The organism is Kribbella sp. NBC_00889 (genome assembly GCF_045207705.1).
Classification (GTDB): domain Bacteria; phylum Actinomycetota; class Actinomycetes; order Propionibacteriales; family Kribbellaceae; genus Kribbella.
Window position 1 is genome coordinate 7,748,862 of the sequence record NZ_CP108783.1, and the last position, 11,880, is coordinate 7,760,741.

Here is an 11,880-nt window from a genome sequence, read left to right on the forward strand (position 1 = left end):
TCGACCGTCACCCGGCTCGGGGTACTACCTCAATGTGAACCAGATTCATGAGAATCCGATGAAGATCGACTGAGAGCATCGGGTGCAAATGGCTCCTTCACAGGTTCTTCACCGGCCGGACGGCACGCTCCACAGCCATGAGAACCTCACGGAAAGCACTCGCCCTGGTGGCGGTCCTGGCGCTGGCCGGCTGCGGGAGCGGCCAGGATCCGGCCGCGAGCGGCGATCAGAAGGACAGCGACAAGAGCCCGCTCGCGGAGTACATGGGTGAGGGGTTCATGAGCTCCGGTGGCGGCGGGATGCGGATCTCGATCCGGGCCGGCGGCGGGCAGGGGTCGTCCGAGGAGGAGCTGGCCAAGCAGCGCAAGGTCGAGGACGCCACTGTCGCCTGCATGAAGGACGCCGGCTTCGAGTACGTCGCCGTACCGCCGGAGTCGCAGCCGAAGAACAAGTTCAACGACGCCTTCAACCTGCCGCCGGACAAGTTCGCCCAGCAGTACGGCTACGGGATCAGCACGATCGACTGGTCCAAGGCCGCCGACGGCATCGACCCGAACACGAAGATCCGCAACGGCCTGTCGGCGAAGGCGAAGAAGGCCTACGACACCGCCCTGAACGGCCCGAACGCGACCGCCAACGGCACGGTCGTGATCGCACCGAAGGAGGGCGGCGGCCCGTCCGACAGCGGCAAGCAGGACCTGGGCTGCCGCGGGAAGGCAGTCGAGGAGGTCTACGGCAAGTCCCAGGACCGCGCGGCCGAGTTCCAGAAGTACGAGTCGCTGTTCAAGGACATCCAGGCGCTGCAGAAGCGGATCGACGACGACCAGCGCGTGGTCGACGCGACGACCGCCTGGGCCGACTGCTTGGCCGACGCGGGCCACTCCGGCTTCACCAAGATCGACGACCCGCGGCAGAAGGTCGAGCAGAAACTGAACGAGCTGACCGGCACGCAGCCGCCGACCAAGTCCGGCGCGGGCAAGACGATCACCGGCCCGCCGTCGTTCGACAAGGTGGACTCGGCCAAGCTGTCCGAGCTGCGCAAGTTCGAGACCGACCTCGCGGTGGCCGACCAGAAGTGCCGCGCGAAGGTGTACGACGAGTCGTACAAGACGGTGCAGTACGCGATGGAGAAGGAGTTCGTCGACCAGCACAAGGCCGAGCTGGAGGCATATCGCGACGGAATGGCGAACCGGTGACCGCATCGCCCAAGTCGCGGCGCCGGGTCCTGGTCGGGGTGTCCACGGTGGCGGCCGTCTCGCTCGGGGTCGGCGTCGTAGCCGGCACGCGGATCACCTCACCGGAGGACGCGGCGGCGAAGACCGCAGCACCGAAGGCCTCCCAGATCACCGTGCCGGTGGAGAAGAAGGCGCTGTCCAGCAAGGTGGTCGGCCGGGGTGACGCGTCGTTCGACGGCGCAGTGAACATCCGGGTCGAGACCAGCGGACTGACCACCCCGGCGATCGTCACCGGCAAGGTGCCGAAGGTCGGGTCGACCATCACCGAGGGAAAGGCGCTGCTTGAGATCACCGGCCGCCCCGTGATCGGCCTGGCCGGCGTACTGCCGATGTACCGCACGCTCACGCCGGGCAGCAAGGGACCGGACGTGCTCCAGCTCGAGCAGACCCTCGACCAGCTCGGCCTCGACCCGGGCACGGTCGACGACGAGTACGACGGCAGCACCTCACGGGCCGTGGAGCGCCTGTACGAGAAGGCCGGGTACGACGCTCCCGAACCGGACGAGCGGCTCACCCAGGCGGTCGACGCGGCGGAGAAGGGGGTCGACGCGGCGAAGAACGCGCTCCGCCAGGCCAAGGCTGCGTTGAAGCAGGCCAAGGCCGCGAAGGCCAAGGACCTGAGCGTTCAGCAGGGCGCGGTCGACGATGCGGAGGAGAACCTGGACGACGCCGAGGACGAGCTGGCCGACGCGCAGTCGAAGGCAGGCACCCCGCTGCCGGTGTCCGAGGTGGTCTACGTGAAGACCCTGCCGCGCCGGGTCGACGACGTGAAGGTCGAGCGTGGCGGCACGGTGAACGGCGTGGTCATGTCGGCCAGCGGCGCCTCCCTGGTCGTCACCCTCAAGGTCGACGCACAGACCGCGGAGCGGCTGAAGGCGGGCATGACCGCGAGCCTGACCCTCGGCGACGGTACGTCGGTCGCCGCGAAGGTCCGCCGGGTCACCCGCAACGGCGAGCAGTACGACGTCGTGGTCGGGCCCAACACGCTGACGGCGAAGCAGTTGGAGCAGCTGCGGGATGCGAACGTCCGGGTGACGATCCCGGTCAAGAGCACGAACGGCAAGGTACTCACGGTCCCTGTCGCGGCCCTGTCTGCCGGTTCGGACGGCGGATCCCGGGTCGAGGTGCTGCGCGACGGAAAGGTCGAGCTCGTGCCGGTCACGGTCGGACTGTCGGCCGACGGGTTCGCGCAGGTCAGCCCGAGTGGCGACGCATCATTGGCCGACGGCGAACAAGTGGTGGTCGGACGATGACCGCCGTGGCTTTGCCGGCGCCGGTGGTCGAGATGATCGGCGTACGCCGGTTCTTCCCCGGACCACCCGAAGTACAGGCGATCCGGGACGTCGACCTCATCATCGGGCAGGGCGAGTACTTGTCGATCGTCGGGCCGTCCGGATCGGGGAAGTCGACGCTGTTGCATCTGCTCGGGCTGCTCGACAACCCGACCGGCGGCGTCTACCGGCTGGACGGGGTCGACACGATGAGCCTGCGGGAGCGGCGTCGCGCCGTACTGCGGGGAGAGCGGATCGGGTTCGTGTTCCAGTCGTTCCACCTGCTCGACCACCGGACCGTGCTGGAGAACGTCGCACTCTCGATGGTGTACGTCGGGGTGCCGCGGCGCGTGCGGTTGGCCCGGGCGCGAGTCGCGTTGGAGCGGGTCGGTCTGGCGCACCGGATGGACTTCGCGCCGACCACGCTCTCGGGCGGTGAGCGGCAACGGGTCGCGATCGCACGAGCGCTCGTCGCGGAGCCGAGCCTGCTGCTCGCGGACGAACCGACCGGAAACCTGGACAGCGCCAACGCGGAGGCGATCCTCGCAGTGTTCGACGAGTTGCACCACGCAGGGATGACGCTGGCCGTCATCACCCACGACGATCACGTCAGCCGCCGCGCCCAGCGCCAGGTCCGCATCGTCGACGGAACCCTCCAGTGGTAACCCCAGCAGGCCCCCCGGATCCCGCCGGCGGGCCGTCCACCACCAGGCGCGGGCCGCGGCGGCCGCGGCCCCGCCTGGCTCTCGCCGGTCTCATCCGCCGTGCGGGCTTGCCCCGCCCCAGCCGGTCGCGCCTTCGATCTCGTCCCGCTGTGCGGGACCTGCTCGACGAGGCGCTGGCCGGGGTGGCCGCCCGGCCGACACGGCTGATTCTCACCACGCTCGGGACTGTGCTCGGTATCGCCGCTCTGGTAGGAACTGTGGGGCTCGGGCAGACGGCGGCTGGGCAGATCACTCAGCGGTTCGACCTGGCCGCGGCGACGCGGGTCGTCGTACAGCCGGACGACAAGGGCGGGCAGGAAGGCGAGGCGGCGACGCAGTTGCCGTGGGACGCGCCGGAGCGGATCCAGCGGCTGAACGGCGTCGACGCGGTCGGCACCGTCAGCAACCTCGACATCGGCGACGACCTGGTTCGCAACGTCGCCGGGGTGAACGGCGGCGAGGGCAAGGCGCTCCAGGTGATGGCGGCGTCCGCCGGTCTGTTCGACGCGGTCCGGGGCGTACTGGGCACCGGACGGTTCTTCGACGCCGGTCACGACCAGCGCGGTGACAAGGTCGTTGTGCTCGGCAAGCATGCGGCCGAGCGGCTCGGCATCAACCGGGTCGACGCGCAGCCGGCGGTCTTCATCGGCGACGAGCCCTACACGGTCATCGGCATTCTCGAGTCCGTCACCGGCCGGGCCGAGCTGAACGACGCGGTGATCATGCCGAACGGTACGGCGAAGGCGGCGTACGACCTGGAATCGCCGGACGCGGTCGAGATCCGGACCCAGGTCGGCGCGGCGCAACTCATCGCCGGTCAGGCGCCGATCGCGATCCAGCCGAACAACCCGAGCACGCTGAAGGTCGACGCGCCGCCGAAGCAGGGCGCGGTCCGCAAGGGTGTCGAGTCGGACTTGAATGCGCTGTTCCTGCTGCTCGGCGCGGTCGCGCTCCTCGTCGGCGGCCTCGGCATCGCGAACGTGACGCTGCTGTCGGTGCTCGAACGCATCTCCGAGATCGGCCTGCGCCGCGCCCTCGGAGCCGCCCGGCGGCACGTCGCGATCCAGTTCCTGGTCGAGAGCGTGATCGTCGGCTTCCTCGGCGGGTTGCTCGGTACGGCGGTTGGCGTACTGCTCACCGTCGGGGTGTCGTGGGTGCGGGACTGGACCCCGATCCTGGACAACCGGCTGGCCTTCGGCTCACCCCTGCTGGGTGCGTTCATCGGCCTGGTCGCCGGCACGTACCCCGCCTGGAAGGCCTCCGCCATCCAGCCGATCACGGCCCTGCGTGGCACCTGACCCGTCGCGGCTGAGCCGTGCGTAGACGAAGGCGGTGACGGCGAAGCCGAGGGCGACGAAGGCGAGGACGGCGTACGACTTCCCGCTGTCGGGCAGGATCACCGCGCCGAGTGCGGCCGCGGAGACCTGCCCGACGTTGAAGATCATGTCGTAGAGGGAGAACACCCGGCCGCGATACACATCGTCGACATCCGTCTGGACGAGGGTGTCGACGCTGATCTTCACGCCCTGTGCGCAGAAGCCGGTGAGGAAGCCGAAGACGATGATCGCGGGCTGCGTGTAGAGGCCGCCGGGCATCGCGGTGACCACGGCGGCAGCGACGAACAGCAAGGTGATCCACTGCCGCAGCGTCATCACCCGGGTGGCCCAGGGCGTGACGAGTGCGGCAGTGAACAAGCCGGCCCCGACCGCGCCGGTGGCGATGGCGAGCGCACCGAACGCCTCGTCGAGCCGGTCGGGTCCGTAGAAGTAGTTCCGGTACAGCAGGATCATCGCAACGGTGATGAGCCCGAAGAAGAAGCGCAGCGCGCCGATCGCGGCCAGTCCGAGCGCAGCCTGCTTGCGCTGTCGCAGATGCCGGCCGCCGTCGACGAGGCCCTTGGCGATGCCACGGACGGCCTCGATCACGCCGGGCTCGTCACCTGTCAGGTCCGGGCCGAGCTGGTCGCGCCGCAGCCTGAGCGCCAGGAAGGCGGCGGTCAGGTAGACGATCACGGTGAGTGCGAGGACGGCGAGATCCGAGTCGACGATCAGCTTGACCCCTGCGCCGACACCGCCACCGATGAGGAAGGACGCCGTACCGGAGGTCGGAGTGACGGCGTTCGCCATCACGAGCTCGTCCCGCTCGACCACGTGGGGGAGGCCGGCGGACAGGCCCGACAGCAGGAACCTGTTCACGCCGAGGGTGAGCAGGACCGCCAGGTAGAACGGCAGGCCCGCGTTGCCCACTGCAACGATGGCGCCGATGCCGACGACCAGGACTGCCCGGGTCAGGTTGGCGCCGAACAGGATCTGCCGCCGCGACCACCGGTCCAGCAGTACACCGGTGAACGGACCGAGGATCGAGTACGGCAGCAAGGCCACCGCGAACAGCCCTGCGATCGCTCCGGCGTCCGGCGCCCGCTCCGGCGAGAACAGCACGTACGACGCCAGCGCGACCTGGAACACCCCGTCGCCGAACTGCGACGTCAACCGCACCGCGAACAGCCGCCGGAAGTCGCGGCGCCGCAGCAGCGTCCCAAGATCCCGGATGAACCGCACGCCTGCACTGTAACCGCCGGGCCAGTTGAGCCCGGTCGGCTCGGTCCTGCCCGGCTCAGTCGTGCTCGGTTCAGTCGTGCTCGGTTCAGTCGTGCTCGGTTCAGTCGGCGGCTGGTCGGTGCAGGCGTTCGGCGGCTGTCTCACCGCGCTGGCCGACCGGGACCACGCCGGCGACCTTGCCGAGGCCGATGGGCGGCATGTTGCCGTAGACGGTCTCGGTGTTGCCGGCCGGGACGATGTACGTCTCGTGCCAGATACCGGCGCCGCCGCCCTTGAACGAGTTGCGGAAGTAGTCCAGCCAGGCCGGGCGGTGCGTCCGGTTGCTGTCGTTGGCGAACGCCTCCAGCTTCTCGACCGACTCCCAGTACTGGATCATCGTCACGCCGCGCCACGTCGGCAGCGTCCGGAACCCGAGCAGCCCGCTGTCCGGATCCTTCGACAACTCCCGCAGCATCGGGCTCATCGCTCGCCCCACCGGCAACCACGCCTTGAGCGCTCGCAGCGAGTTGATCCGGAACCCGATCAGGAACACCACGATCTCGCCCTCGTACGCGGCCGTCTGCCGCCCCTCGATCACACTCATCCCTGGCCCCTCCCCTTCAGCTCAGCAGATACTCCACCAGCGCCACCGAGTGCCCGAGCATCGGAAAATGAGCACCGGCCATCTCGTCCGGCCTGAACCCCAGCCGCTCCTGCGTCAACTCGCTGATCCGCTCGCCGGGTGCCGGCACCATCGCGGCGACCAGCACGAATTCCCGCACCGGTAGCCGCTCACACGCCATCACCCCGGTGAATCCACCCAGCGAGTGCGCCGCCAGCACGACCTCTTCACCGTGCGGTACGGCGCCCACCACGGTGTCGACGTACTGCTCCAGACCCGCCGTCGGGTCATCGCACGGCAGGTCGACCGGAGTCACCGTGTGGCCGCGGCGCCGCAGTTCGTCGGTGACCGGGTGCCAGTGCCACGACGTACAGGCGGCGCCCGGAATCAGGACGTAGTGCATACCGATCACCTTATGGTGGGCGGATGGATCGGACGTCGTTTCCGCATTTTCTGGCGATCACGTTGCGGTGGAAGGACAACGACGTCTACGGGCACGTGAACAACGTCGAGTACTACAGCTTCTTCGACACTGTGATCAACGACTTCCTGGTCCGGACCGGCGGGCTCGACATCCACCGCGGCGACGTGATCGGGCTGTGTGTGGACTCGCAGTGCACCTTCAAGGAGTCGTTGGAGTTCCCGGGCACGGTCGACGCGGGATTGAGGGCCGGACAGCTGGGAAACTCGAGTGTGCGGTACGAGATCGGTCTGTTCCGCGAGGGCTCGGACCAGCCGGCCGCCACCGGGCGGTTCGTGCACGTGTTCGTGGCGCGGGAGGACCGACGGCCGGTGCCGATCCCGGATCGCATCCGCCAGGCCTTGGAAGGGATCACCGGATGATCGTGCGCGGCGCCGTACTGCGAGAGATGGGTCTGCCCGGTCCGTACGCCGAGTCACGGCCGCTGCGGATCGAGGAGCTCGAGCTGGCGCCGCCCGGCCCCGGTGAGCTCCTGGTCCGGATCCGCGCCGCCGGGCTGTGTCACTCGGACCTGTCCGTGATCGACGGCTCGCGACCCCGGGTCATGCCGATGCTGCTCGGGCATGAGGCGACCGGTGAGGTCGTCCGGTCGGAGGCGCCCGGGTTCGCCGTCGGTGACAGCGTGGCCTTCGCCTTCGTACCCGCCTGTGGCGAGTGCGGTCCGTGTGCCGAGGGCCGGGCGGCGTTGTGCGAGCCGGGTGCCGCCGCGAACACGGCCGGCACGCTGCTGTCCGGCGTACGACGGCTGGACGGGGTGTACCACCACCTCGGGGTGTCCGGGTTCGCCGACCACGCTGTGGTGTCGGCGCGGTCCGCGGTCAAGATCGACCCGTCGTTGCCGCCGGAGATCGCGGCGTTGTTCGGCTGCGCGGTGATGACCGGAGTCGGCGCGGTCGTCAATACCGCACAGGTCCGGGCGGGGCGTAGTGCGGTCGTCTTCGGCCTTGGCGGTGTCGGGCTGTCGGCGCTCCTCGGTGCTGCGCTGGTCGGCGCGCATCCGCTGGTCGCGGTGGACGTCGTACCGTCGAAGCTGGCCTTGGCCCAGTCCCTGGGCGCGACGCACACAGTTCTTGCTGGTGAGGGCGCCGTCGAGGAAGTGCGGGAGGCGACCTCAGGTGGAGCCGACTACGCCTTCGAGACCGTCGGGAACGCGAAGGTGCTCGAGCAGGCGTACGCCGCCACCCGGCGCGGCGGCACCACGGTCACGGTGGGGCTGCCGCATCCGTCGCAGTCGTTCAGCGTGCCCGCGGTCAGCCTGGTCGCCGAGGAACGCACGGTGAAGGGTTCGTACCTCGGCTCGTCGGTCCCGAGCCGCGACATCCCCCGCTACATCGCCCTCTACCAAGCCGGCCGGCTCCCGGTCGACCGCCTGCTGAGCGCGACCGTCGGACTGGACGACCTCAACCAGGCCTTCGACGACCTGGCCGCCGGCACCTCGGTCCGTCAGGTGTTGCTCTTCTGAAGATTCTCGGCGGCCTTCAGGAAGGTCGTCGCTTCGCGGGCGCGGGCCTCGGGAGTGAACTCGTCACCGAAGTCCTCGGGGGCGGCGACCTGCCGGAGCTCGAGCGTCCCGGTGTTGCCGTCGTCGGCCGCCAGGCAGCGCCAGCCCCACTCGACCGCCTCCTCGCGGGAGGCTACCTCGATCAGGCAGAACCCGGCGATCAGCTCCTTGGTCTCGGCGAACGGGCCGTCGACCACCCGCCGCTTGCCGTCGCCGCCGTCCAGCTGCATCCGGAAGCCCTGGGAGCTCGGCAGCAGACCCTCGCCGGCCAGCAGGACACCCTTCTCGGCCATCTCCGCCATCACCAGACCCATCTCGGTCAGGCTCCGCTCGCTCGCCAGCTCGCCGCCCTCGGACGTGTCCGTGGCCTGGAAAATCATCAGATAACGCACCGGGAACCCCTCCCAAGTCGCTGTTAAATCCTGGGAAGAATCTAGACCCGGCAGCAACCCTTCAGGCAGGCTACGCACAGTGTCTTCACGAGCACCGCTCGTGAGGCATGTCAAGTGAGACACGCGGAGTCCCTGAGGAGGACCCCAGTTATGCAGACCCGCCCCCGCCGCATCGGTGCCGTCATCGCCGGTGCTGCCGCCTTCGGCGTGATCGCCGTCATCGCCGGTAACCAGGCCGATGCCCAGCAACCCGCCCCCACCCCGATCGACCAACTGCTCGGCCAGGAGGTCCAGGGCACGTCGGCCCTCGGCCGGATCCAGTCCCGGGTCACCGAGCTCGCCGACCGCAACGGCATGCCGGCCGCCCAGCTGGAACAGATCCTGGCCACTGACAAGACCAGCTGGCTGGACCGCGACGGCAAGCTCTTCTACCGCGAACCAGTCTCCGGCGCCAAGCAGACCGCCGCCGCGCCGTCTCCGCGCTGGGCGACGCGTGCCGTCGCGGCCGCAACCGGTCCGGCGTTCGAGCTGCACAGCAAGCCAGGGTCCAACCGGGTGATCTACCTGGACTTCGACGGCCACACCATCAGCGGTACGGCGTGGAACACGAACGGCAAACCCGCCACCGTGAACGTGACGGCGTACGACACGAACGGAAACCCGGGCACCTGGAGCACCGCCGAGCAGGACGTCGTACGTGACGTCTGGGCCCGGGTGGCCGAGGACTACGCGCCGTTCGACGTCGACGTGACCACACAACAGCCGGCCGCGGCGGCGATCACCCGGTCCGGCGCGTCCGACCAGCAGTACGGCACCCGCGTCGTGATCGACCCGACCACCTGGTACCAGTCCGGCTGCGGGTGCGGCGGCGTCGCGTACGTGGGTGTGTACGACAACACCAGCCAGCACTCGTACTACCAGCCCGCTCTGGTGTTCACGAAGGGTGTCGGCACCGGCGCCAAGAACATCGCTGAGGCAGCGTCACACGAGGCCGGCCACAACGTCGGCCTGAGCCACGACGGTACGGCGTCCGTCGGGTACTACGCCGGTCACGGCGCCTGGGCACCGATCATGGGCGTCGGCTACTCCAAGGCGATCAGCCAGTGGAGCAAGGGCGAGTACACCGGCGCCAACAACAAGGAAGACGACTTCGCCGTCATCGGCCAGAACGGTCTGGCGCTGCGCGCCGACGACCACGGCAACACCACCGCTGCCGCCACGGCTCTCACCCTCGGCACCAGCGCGAACGGCATCTACGCGAACGACTCGGACGTCGACATGTTCCGGATCGACCTGTCCGCCGGCACCTTCACCTTCGCGGCGAACTCGGCCGCGTCCGGGGCCGACCTGGACATCAAACTGCAGCTGCTGAACTCGTCGGGCGCCGTCGTCGCCTCCGCCGACCCGGCGGCTGGCCAGTCCAGCTCCGCCACTCCGACCGGTCTGAGCGCGAGCCTCAGCCGGCAGGTCACCGCGGGCCGCTACTACCTGCGGGTCGACAACACCGGCTACGGCACCCCTGCGAACACCGGTTACTCGACGTACGGCAGCCGTGGCGCCTACACGGTGCGCGTCAGCGCCGGCTGAAACACCTGAGTCACCCGGGGCCGTCGTTCCCACCGAGATCGACGGCCCCGGGTCATGGGGGGACCCGCCCGCCCCGGGGGAATCTGTGAGGAGATTCCTGAATGAAGAGCAAGTTCCGCCGCACCGGCGCGCTCGCATGCGCCGGTGCAGTCGTGTTCGGAGGTCTGGCCGTCGCGGCCGGTACTCAGGCCGACGCCGATCAGAAGCCGATCGACCAACTGCTCGCCGAAGCGACGCCCGGCACTTCGGCGCTCGGCAAGGTCCAGTCGCGGCTGGACGAGATCGCCGAGCGCAACGGTCTGGCTGAGGAGCAGTTGCAGCGCATCCTCGCCACCGACAAGACCAGCTGGCTGGATGCCGACAGCAAGTTGTTCTTCCGCGAGCCTGGTCTGACGGCCGCCCAGAAGGCACCGGAGGCGTCGCCGCGCTGGGCGACCGAAGCCGTTGCCGGAGCCACCGGTCCGGCGTTCGAGCTGCACAGTAAGCCGGGCTCCAACCGGGTGATCTACCTGGACTTCGACGGTCACACCATCACCGGTACGGCGTGGAACGCGTCCAAGGGGATCGATCCGGTCAACGTGTCGGCGTACGACACCGATGGCGATCCGGCGAACTACAGCACCGCCGAGCAGGACGTCGTACGCGAGGTGTGGGCTCGGGTTGCCGAGGACTACAGCACCTTTGATGTGGACGTGACCACGCAGGAGCCACCGCAATCCGCGATCGACCGGTCCGGTGCGTCGGACGAGCAGTACGGCACGCGGGTGCTCATCGATCCGGACACCTGGTACCAGTCCGGGTGCGGCTGCGGTGGCGTCGCGTACGTCGGTGTCTACGACAGCACCAGCCAGCACGACTACTACCAGCCCGCGCTGGTGTTCACGAAGGGCGTCGGCACCGGTGCGAAGAACCTCGCCGAGGCTGCCTCCCACGAAGCCGGCCACAACGTCGGGCTGAGCCACGACGGCACGTCGACCGTCGGCTACTACCAGGGCCACGGCGCGTGGGCTCCGATCATGGGAGTCGGCTACTACCGCGGCATCAGCCAGTGGAGCAAGGGCGAGTACGCCGACGCGAACAACAAGGAAGACGACTACGCGGTCGTCGGCTCGCACGGCCTCGCTCTGCGTGCCGACGAGGCCGGTGGCACGACCGGTGACGCCGCCGCGCTGACCGTCGGTACGCCGGCGTCCGGTGTGGTCGCGGCCGAGGACGACACCGACGTCTACCGCGTCGACGTCAGTGCCGCAGGCAACTACACCGCGACCGCGAGTGCGGCCGCGACCGGTGGCGACCTCGACATCAAGCTCGACCTGCTCGACAGCGCGGGCTCTGTCGTCGCCTCGGCCGACCCGGAGTCGGGCCAGAGTGACGCCGGTACGCCGACCGGCCTTGGTGCGAGTGTTACCAGCACCCTCCAGCCGGGTACCTACTACCTGCGGATCGACAACGTGGGCTACGGGGACCCGCTGAACACCGGGTACTCCACCTACGGCAGCCGCGGCGCCTACACCCTCGGCATCGCGCCCTCCTGATCCCTGTGGCTGGCC

Annotated in this window: 12 protein-coding genes; 8 read left to right on the forward strand and 4 right to left on the reverse strand. The window is 69.2% G+C overall.

Annotated features, from left to right (window positions below; all coding sequences use genetic code 11):
* Nucleotides 1-137 precede the first annotated feature (137 nt).
* The 4 genes from OG817_RS38015 to OG817_RS38030 all read left to right on the forward strand — a co-directional run bounded on the left by OG817_RS38015 (nt 138) and on the right by OG817_RS38030 (nt 4,508).
* Nucleotides 138-1,196 carry a hypothetical protein gene (locus OG817_RS38015; protein WP_406049780.1) on the forward strand — a complete coding sequence of 353 codons (1,059 nt, stop codon included), beginning with the start codon at nt 138-140 and terminating at the stop codon, nt 1,194-1,196.
* On the forward strand, nt 1,193-2,488 hold the full coding sequence (locus OG817_RS38020; RefSeq protein ID WP_406049782.1) for a peptidoglycan-binding protein: 1,296 nt from the start codon (nt 1,193-1,195) through the stop codon (nt 2,486-2,488). Before OG817_RS38015 ends, OG817_RS38020 begins: the two co-directional genes overlap by 4 nt.
* A complete protein-coding gene (locus OG817_RS38025; RefSeq protein WP_406049784.1) occupies nt 2,485-3,171 on the forward strand; it encodes an ABC transporter ATP-binding protein in 687 nt (228 codons plus the stop codon). The genes OG817_RS38020 and OG817_RS38025 overlap by 4 nt, the downstream gene beginning before the upstream one ends.
* A 149-nt stretch (nt 3,172-3,320) precedes the next feature.
* Complete coding sequence (locus OG817_RS38030; protein ID WP_360451535.1) at nt 3,321-4,508, forward strand: ABC transporter permease; 1,188 nt, start codon at nt 3,321-3,323, stop codon at nt 4,506-4,508.
* Here the strand turns inward: OG817_RS38030 and OG817_RS38035 are convergent.
* From OG817_RS38035 to OG817_RS38045, 3 genes are all read right to left on the reverse strand, one after another.
* Nucleotides 4,410-5,768, reverse strand: coding sequence for an MFS transporter (locus OG817_RS38035; RefSeq protein ID WP_396394551.1), 1,359 nt, complete (start codon nt 5,766-5,768; stop codon nt 4,410-4,412). The genes OG817_RS38030 and OG817_RS38035 overlap by 99 nt on opposite strands.
* Before the next feature lie 100 nt (nt 5,769-5,868).
* Complete coding sequence (locus OG817_RS38040; protein WP_406049786.1) at nt 5,869-6,351, reverse strand: DUF4188 domain-containing protein; 483 nt, start codon at nt 6,349-6,351, stop codon at nt 5,869-5,871.
* 16 nt (nt 6,352-6,367) lie between these two features.
* Entirely contained in the window at nt 6,368-6,772 is a 405-nt protein-coding gene (locus tag OG817_RS38045; protein WP_406049787.1) for an alpha/beta fold hydrolase, read from the reverse strand.
* Between the two features lie 23 nt (nt 6,773-6,795).
* Here OG817_RS38045 and OG817_RS38050 point away from each other — a divergent pair, with 23 nt between their 5' ends.
* Both OG817_RS38050 and OG817_RS38055 read left to right on the forward strand, forming a co-directional pair.
* A complete protein-coding gene (locus OG817_RS38050) occupies nt 6,796-7,212 on the forward strand; it encodes an acyl-CoA thioesterase (protein ID WP_396394554.1) in 417 nt (138 codons plus the stop codon).
* A complete protein-coding gene (locus tag OG817_RS38055) occupies nt 7,209-8,312 on the forward strand; it encodes a zinc-dependent alcohol dehydrogenase family protein (protein WP_396394555.1) in 1,104 nt (367 codons plus the stop codon). The genes OG817_RS38050 and OG817_RS38055 overlap by 4 nt, the downstream gene beginning before the upstream one ends.
* Here OG817_RS38055 and OG817_RS38060 read toward each other — a convergent pair.
* Nucleotides 8,294-8,743 carry a YciI family protein gene (locus tag OG817_RS38060; protein ID WP_406049789.1) on the reverse strand — a complete coding sequence of 150 codons (450 nt, stop codon included), beginning with the start codon at nt 8,741-8,743 and terminating at the stop codon, nt 8,294-8,296. The genes OG817_RS38055 and OG817_RS38060 overlap by 19 nt on opposite strands.
* Before the next feature lie 150 nt (nt 8,744-8,893).
* On the opposite strand from OG817_RS38060, the gene OG817_RS38065 reads away from it, so the two are divergent.
* Both OG817_RS38065 and OG817_RS38070 read left to right on the forward strand, forming a co-directional pair.
* Nucleotides 8,894-10,330 carry a M12 family metallo-peptidase gene (locus tag OG817_RS38065; protein WP_406049790.1) on the forward strand — a complete coding sequence of 479 codons (1,437 nt, stop codon included), beginning with the start codon at nt 8,894-8,896 and terminating at the stop codon, nt 10,328-10,330.
* 101 nt (nt 10,331-10,431) lie between these two features.
* Entirely contained in the window at nt 10,432-11,865 is a 1,434-nt protein-coding gene (locus OG817_RS38070; protein WP_406049791.1) for a pre-peptidase C-terminal domain-containing protein, read from the forward strand.
* The last annotated feature ends 15 nt before the right edge of the window (nt 11,866-11,880 follow it).

Excerpts from the sequence above, each read along its gene's own strand:
- OG817_RS38025 (WP_406049784.1), top strand. The coding sequence starts at position 2,485 with ATGACCGCCGTGGCTTTGCCGGCGCCGGTGGTCGAGATGATCGGCGTA.
- OG817_RS38045 (WP_406049787.1), bottom strand. The coding sequence starts at position 6,772 with ATGCACTACGTCCTGATTCCGGGCGCCGCCTGTACGTCGTGGCACTGG.
- OG817_RS38070 (WP_406049791.1), top strand. The coding sequence starts at position 10,432 with ATGAAGAGCAAGTTCCGCCGCACCGGCGCGCTCGCATGCGCCGGTGCA.
- OG817_RS38015 (WP_406049780.1), top strand. The coding sequence starts at position 138 with ATGAGAACCTCACGGAAAGCACTCGCCCTGGTGGCGGTCCTGGCGCTG.
- OG817_RS38055 (WP_396394555.1), top strand. The coding sequence starts at position 7,209 with ATGATCGTGCGCGGCGCCGTACTGCGAGAGATGGGTCTGCCCGGTCCG.
- OG817_RS38050 (WP_396394554.1), top strand. The coding sequence starts at position 6,796 with ATGGATCGGACGTCGTTTCCGCATTTTCTGGCGATCACGTTGCGGTGG.
- OG817_RS38065 (WP_406049790.1), top strand. The coding sequence starts at position 8,894 with ATGCAGACCCGCCCCCGCCGCATCGGTGCCGTCATCGCCGGTGCTGCC.
- OG817_RS38040 (WP_406049786.1), bottom strand. The coding sequence starts at position 6,351 with ATGAGTGTGATCGAGGGGCGGCAGACGGCCGCGTACGAGGGCGAGATC.